Here is a 4,994-nt window from a genome sequence, read left to right as displayed (position 1 = left end):
CAGATGAATGTCGTTGACGGCATTGGCGATCTGGCCGATCTCGTCGCCGCGCTCGGTGCCGCTGACATCGACATCCTGGCCGCGCGCCATCGCCTGCAGATCGCCGACCAGCCGGGCGATCGGGCGGGCGACACCGAACTGGACCAGTGCGAACGCCGCCGCCAGCACCGCCAGGAATGCGCCGCCGACGATCACCACCGTTGATGTCACGGCGTTCTTCACATCGGCCGCTGCTTCATGCGAGCGCTTTGCCAGCGAGTCGTCGAGGCGTGTGGTGATGGTGCGGACGTGGTCGCGCAGCGCGTCGGTCTGCGGGATCATCGCGCGGTTGAGGCGCGAGGCTTCCTCGTTGTTGTTGGCGAGCGCTTCCTTCTCGAGCTTGGGATAGCTCTTGGTCATGATCTCGTCGAACATCGCCGCCGCCTTGTCGAAATCGGCGGCGAATTGCGGCAGCGCCTTACGACCGATCGCAATCTGATCCTGGAAATCCTTGTAGTTGGCGCGGACCTCCTGGACGACCTCGTTCATCATCGGAGGATCCGTCTCTGCGGTGAGCCGCCAGATCAGCCGGCCGAAATTGTAAACGCGGGAGTTGACACGAAGATTCGCCTTCATCCCGGCAACGTCCTTGTCGATCATCTCCGAATAGATGCCGACCGCCTCGGTGGTCTTCGACGACGAGTGCCACAAACCGAACGCCGTCACCAAACCGAGCAGCAGGAAGCAGGCGAGGATCTTGTAAAGCAGTTTGATGTCCGAGAGTTTCATGGGACGGTCCGTTCGAAAATACGGGCGGGATCTTGAAAATCGGGGAGGATGCCGGGCGGACAGGCATCGCTGGCGCGATCGGCGAGGAGGGTGGCCGCCGAGCGGCCGTTCGGCCGGGCGGCGTGCCGAAGTGTGCCGGGCAGGGCACCGAAGCGCGGACTCATGCGAAGACGCTCCGTTGCGAAGCACGAGTGATTTCGCGGTCCGTTTTAACGGAGTGGAACTATTCGATGGTTAATTCGGGAACTGGTACATCTACCAGTGATACGCAGCGGGGCTGATTTCCGCGGAGGAGGCGGCGCCAATGTCCACCATCCGCATCATCGTCCTAGCACCCGGCATGAATGAGCTCGCGGTGTGCGCGCGGTGGCGCGCCGAGACGTTCTCGGTGCTCAACGCCAGTGCGGCAGACGAACTGGCTTCCCTCGCGGCGTTCGTGGCAGATCCATCCGATCAGGTCGCCCTGATGGCGATGCATGATGACGAGCCGGCCGGGACCGCGCTGCTGGTTCGGTCCGAGATCGCCCCGGTGCACGATGTCACGCCGTGGCTTGCAGGGCTTTACGTCGCGCCGGCCCATCGTCGCCATGGCGTCGGCGCGGCATTGGTCGGCGCGATCGAGGACCAGGCGCGGCAGCGCGGCCACCGCCGGCTATTTCTCTACACAACGGATGCGGCGGATTACTATCAGCGGATGGGATGGAGCATCGTCGATCGCACACGCTGGAACGGCGCCGACACGGTTCTGATGGCGATCGATCTCTAATCTTTGGGGGAGCGGTTCAGCTTGCGCCGCTGCCGCCACCAGCCGCCTCCATCTCGGGCGAGCCGATCACCGTCCAGGGCCTGCTGGCGTCCGGTCCGACCCCGAACAGGTCGATATGGCCGCATCGTCGGCATTCGTAGGTGCGATGCTCGCAGCCATCGGCTGCGGGCGTGTTGCGCGTCAGGTTGGCCACGGCTCCGCACATCCGGCACGGATGGAAGAAGTAGTCGCGGTGTTGAAACGATCGCATGCCGGATGATTCCCTTCTGGGCGATGAAACTCAGCTTTGCAGCTCTGACGGGAGCGGTATTGCGTTACATCAAGCTTCGCGTAGTTCCAGCTGCGGAGCTTCCAGGGAGCCAAGGCTCGGTTCAGATGTCCGTGGTCTCAGCGCGCTGCGCGACGGCAGCTCCTTGCTCCGCAAACCGGTCACATGCGCATACGGAAAATTTGGCATTCCGCTGAAAAGCGGGCTGCGCCTCGTAGCGTCCCGAGGGTGGTCGGGTCGCTGATTTATGCGAATGATTTGCATGCTGTTGTGAGCTGCCGCGGGGAGGCTCACGATCCGAGCGACGCATGGACGCGGCGCACGAGCGGCCGACCCCATTCTTTCATCAACTGACAATGCCCGCGACGGCACGTCGAGGAACCAACGCATCATGTTCGCGAACCGGAGCAGCCCGGAGGTCGTCAGGCACGTTCCGCACCGCTGGCTGATCAGCCAGTGGACCCGGATGGGCGCGCTGCCTGATCCGACCATGGCGGCGTTCGGATTCGAGCCGGCGAGCATCGACCTGACCCGCTCTGTGATCACCCGCGTCGTTCCGATCGGCGAAGCGGCGCGTTTCCTGATCCTGCATTTCGGCGCGCAATTGGCGGAAGCAGTCAGCGTCGACGACGCCCAGGGGCGGCATCTCGACGAGATCCTGTCGCTTTCGACCCGCGATCACATCCTCGCCCAGTACGAGCTGTGCCGCCGCAGCCGCAAGCCGGTGTATTCGATCGCCTGTACCACCGATGCCCACGACGTGCCGGTCGACTATGAAAAACTGCTGTTGCCGTTCATCAACAGCCATGGCGAGGTGGTGTCGGTCCTCGCCACCACCTTGCTGATCAGCACCGAGGGGCGGTTCGAGCGCGACGGCATTTTTGCCCACGGTGATTTCCCGCCGCCAAGCGCGGTGGTGGTGTACTCGATCGATGTGCCGCGCGAGGACCAGCCGCACGCCGCCGCCTCCGTCTGACCGAGCGAACTGCCGAGGTCCGATCCACGCCTGTGGATTTGCGTTCGAACAAGTCCTTCGACTGGCGTCTCCGTATGATTTTGAACTGAGCGCACTGCGCGCCGACAGTATTCAAGATCAGGGATTCCCGCGGGGGAAAGGGGTTCGATGCAGGATGAGCTGTTTCGCGTTCTCTATGTCAGCCGAAACCGGATCGAAGGACCGCTCGATCGGCTGTCGTCGGAAATCGCCGGCATCCTGGCTACCTCCCGCATCAACAACGCCCGTGCTGGCATCACCGGGGCGCTGATCGTCAACAGCGGGTTCTTTGCCCAGGTTCTCGAAGGGCCGCGCAGCGCGGTCGAGAAAGTGTTTGAGACCATCCAGCAGGACCACCGGCACAGCGATGTCCAGGTGCTGCTCGCCAGCCCGATCACCGTTCGCGCATTCCCGAACTGGTCGATGGCGTTCGTCGGGCAGTCGCCGCTCCACCAGCACGCGCTGGCCTGGCTGCAGACCGAAACCGGCTTCCACACCGGCCATCTGATCGGCGAGCGGCTCTACACCATCGTGATGGAGATGGCCTATTCCCAAGAGGCGGGCGACGTCGCGTAGGGACGAAGCTTGCTTGCGGGGGGAGATGGTGCCGGCGGAGAGGATCGAACTCCCGACCTTCGGTTTACAAAACCGCTGCACTACCGCTGTGCTACGCCGGCATCGGCCAGACAGCTAGCAGCGCCGCCGCGGATCGACAAGACCGCCGCGGGTGGTTTCCAAGCGGGCGCGTGGCTTGCCGATCGAAAGAGCGCGTTAACGACGTTGCGGCGGAACGCAGCAGGCGGACCCGAAAACGCGCTCGCGCGTTAAGCTTAGCGGTCGCGAGCGGCCGTGCCTTAACCCATCTGCCAGGCTTTTCCCTTACCGTTGGCGCATGTCTGATCCTTTCACCCTTCGGCGTCTGGCCCAGGCGCTCGCGCTGCTGACCGTGACCGCGGCTCCGGCCTTCGCAGAGAGCGGCGGGCGGGCGATCGTGATTCCCGGCCGGCCCGGCGTGCCGATCATCATCAACGGGCGCGACGCGTCCTATGCGACGATCGAAGGCGACTGGGGGCTGGAGAGCGGCAACCACGTGCAGCCGACGATCTATGGCAGCCGACCGGTGGTGTATCCGGAGGTTGGCCACTATTACCCCGGCTCGAACCGGCTGCCCGGCTACGGCCGGTTGGAAGTCGAGCCGCCGGCGGACCGCAAGCTGCCGAAGCCGGCTGAGAGCTTCCATCAATCCTGGGAAGTGGAATCGCGGCCGCCGCAGCCGGCACCGCCGACCCCGATGATCGAACCCCAGGTGCTGATCGCGCCGCCGTTTGACGAGCCGCGGCCCGGTCCGCGGCCGTACCGTTGATGGCCGCCCCACGATCCCGACGACGACATCGAACAGGAGCGTAGTATGCGTACGATGATTTCCGGACTGGTCGCGGCGGTTGCCGTGGTGACCGCGAGCGCCGCACCGGCGCTGGCCTGTGGAGGAGGGCTGTTCGGCAATGGCTGCGGGCCGTGCGGCCCGGTGGTCAGCCCGTGCGGCAACGGCTACGCCACGTTCGAAACCGGTTACGGCTATGGCTACGGTACCGCGGCGTTTGAACGCCTGCCGGACCCGACCCGCTATTATTACGTCAACCAGGGCCCGGCCTATACCGGCCCGGGCCGGTTCGCGCCGCGCCCCTATTATGACGAGCGCGCCGTCTCGGTGTACCGCACCGGCACCGCCTACACCGGCGGCGCCTACGCGCATGCCATGACCCATCAGGTGATCGGCGAGCCGTCCTGGGGCCCGGCGGTGGTGCGCTATCATGGCCGCCATCACGCGCGCTCTTGGGCGCATCGTCACCATGCCGGCTGGCACCACGGCCACCGCAACCACGGGCCGGTGCATCACCCGCGCTATTGATTGATCGGCATCTCGCCAGCTTGAAAGCGCCCGTCCGCAGCCGATGCGGGCGGGCGTTGTGCGTCCAGAACCTTAGCGACTGCCCATCAGACCGAGCCGGCTGGCCCCGATGTACAGCGCCAGTGCGGCGGCGTTGGAGACGTTGAGGCTCTTGATCTCGCCGGGCATGTCGAGCCGGGCGACGGTGTTGCAGGTCTGCCGCGTCAGCTGCCGCAGGCCCTTGCCCTCGGCGCCGAGCACCAGCGCCAGCGGCTGGCGCAGTTCGACCGCGGCGAGACCGTCATCGCCC

Annotated in this window: 9 protein-coding genes and 1 tRNA gene; 5 read left to right on the top strand and 5 right to left on the bottom strand. The window is 65.2% G+C overall.

The features are described 5' to 3' along the window. On the bottom strand, positions 1–768 hold a 768-nt coding region (locus DYI24_RS21160; protein WP_164573725.1), incomplete at its 3' end, for a HAMP domain-containing protein. After that, complete coding sequence (locus DYI24_RS21155) at positions 765–932, bottom strand: hypothetical protein (RefSeq protein ID WP_164573724.1); 168 nt, start codon at positions 930–932, stop codon at positions 765–767. The genes DYI24_RS21160 and DYI24_RS21155, both read right to left, overlap by 4 nt. 140 nt (positions 933–1,072) lie before the next feature. Here DYI24_RS21155 and DYI24_RS21150 point away from each other — a divergent pair, with 140 nt between their 5' ends. Beyond that, positions 1,073–1,534, top strand: a complete 462-nt coding sequence (locus tag DYI24_RS21150) for a GNAT family N-acetyltransferase (protein ID WP_164573723.1) — start codon at positions 1,073–1,075, stop codon at positions 1,532–1,534. Between the two features lie 16 nt (positions 1,535–1,550). Here DYI24_RS21150 and DYI24_RS21145 read toward each other — a convergent pair whose 3' ends face one another. Further along, positions 1,551–1,784 (bottom strand): hypothetical protein, encoded by a 234-nt coding sequence (locus DYI24_RS21145; protein ID WP_164573722.1) that lies wholly within the window; start codon positions 1,782–1,784, stop codon positions 1,551–1,553. 409 nt (positions 1,785–2,193) lie between these two features. On the opposite strand from DYI24_RS21145, the gene DYI24_RS21140 reads away from it, so the two are divergent. Next, the gene (locus tag DYI24_RS21140) at positions 2,194–2,778 is read left to right on the top strand and encodes a hypothetical protein (protein ID WP_164573721.1); all 585 of its coding nucleotides are present in this window, start codon (positions 2,194–2,196) and stop codon (positions 2,776–2,778) included. 147 nt (positions 2,779–2,925) lie between these two features. Further along, on the top strand, positions 2,926–3,372 hold the full coding sequence (locus DYI24_RS21135) for a BLUF domain-containing protein (protein ID WP_164573720.1): 447 nt from the start codon (positions 2,926–2,928) through the stop codon (positions 3,370–3,372). A 26-nt stretch (positions 3,373–3,398) separates the two neighbouring features. Here DYI24_RS21135 and DYI24_RS21130 read toward each other — a convergent pair. Next, a tRNA-Thr gene (locus tag DYI24_RS21130) sits at positions 3,399–3,473 on the bottom strand. Positions 3,474–3,688: 215 nt separating this feature from the next. Between DYI24_RS21130 and DYI24_RS21125 the strand changes: the two genes are divergently transcribed. Together DYI24_RS21125 and DYI24_RS21120 are read left to right on the top strand one after the other, a co-directional pair. Continuing rightward, positions 3,689–4,159, top strand: a complete 471-nt coding sequence (locus tag DYI24_RS21125; protein ID WP_107345164.1) for a hypothetical protein — start codon at positions 3,689–3,691, stop codon at positions 4,157–4,159. Positions 4,160–4,204: 45 nt separating this feature from the next. Continuing rightward, the gene (locus tag DYI24_RS21120) at positions 4,205–4,705 is read left to right on the top strand and encodes a hypothetical protein (RefSeq protein ID WP_164573719.1); all 501 of its coding nucleotides are present in this window, start codon (positions 4,205–4,207) and stop codon (positions 4,703–4,705) included. A gap of 72 nt (positions 4,706–4,777) precedes the next feature. Here DYI24_RS21120 and DYI24_RS21115 read toward each other — a convergent pair. Then, on the bottom strand, positions 4,778–4,994 hold a 217-nt coding region (locus tag DYI24_RS21115; protein ID WP_164573718.1), incomplete at its 5' end, for a TrmH family RNA methyltransferase.

Origin of the sequence: Rhodopseudomonas sp. BR0C11, from assembly GCF_010820945.1 — a bacterium.
Lineage (GTDB): Bacteria > Pseudomonadota > Alphaproteobacteria > Rhizobiales > Xanthobacteraceae > Rhodopseudomonas > Rhodopseudomonas palustris_H.
Note: the sequence above shows the minus strand (reverse complement) of the source record. Positions and strands in the feature narration are given on the sequence as shown.

Coding starts and splice junctions, on each gene's coding strand:
- DYI24_RS21155 (WP_164573724.1), bottom strand. CDS start 932: ATGAGTCCGCGCTTCGGTGCCCTGCCCGGCACACTTCGGCACGCCGCC.
- DYI24_RS21140 (WP_164573721.1), top strand. CDS start 2,194: ATGTTCGCGAACCGGAGCAGCCCGGAGGTCGTCAGGCACGTTCCGCAC.
- DYI24_RS21145 (WP_164573722.1), bottom strand. CDS start 1,784: ATGCGATCGTTTCAACACCGCGACTACTTCTTCCATCCGTGCCGGATG.
- DYI24_RS21125 (WP_107345164.1), top strand. CDS start 3,689: ATGTCTGATCCTTTCACCCTTCGGCGTCTGGCCCAGGCGCTCGCGCTG.
- DYI24_RS21135 (WP_164573720.1), top strand. CDS start 2,926: ATGCAGGATGAGCTGTTTCGCGTTCTCTATGTCAGCCGAAACCGGATC.
- DYI24_RS21150 (WP_164573723.1), top strand. CDS start 1,073: ATGTCCACCATCCGCATCATCGTCCTAGCACCCGGCATGAATGAGCTC.
- DYI24_RS21120 (WP_164573719.1), top strand. CDS start 4,205: ATGCGTACGATGATTTCCGGACTGGTCGCGGCGGTTGCCGTGGTGACC.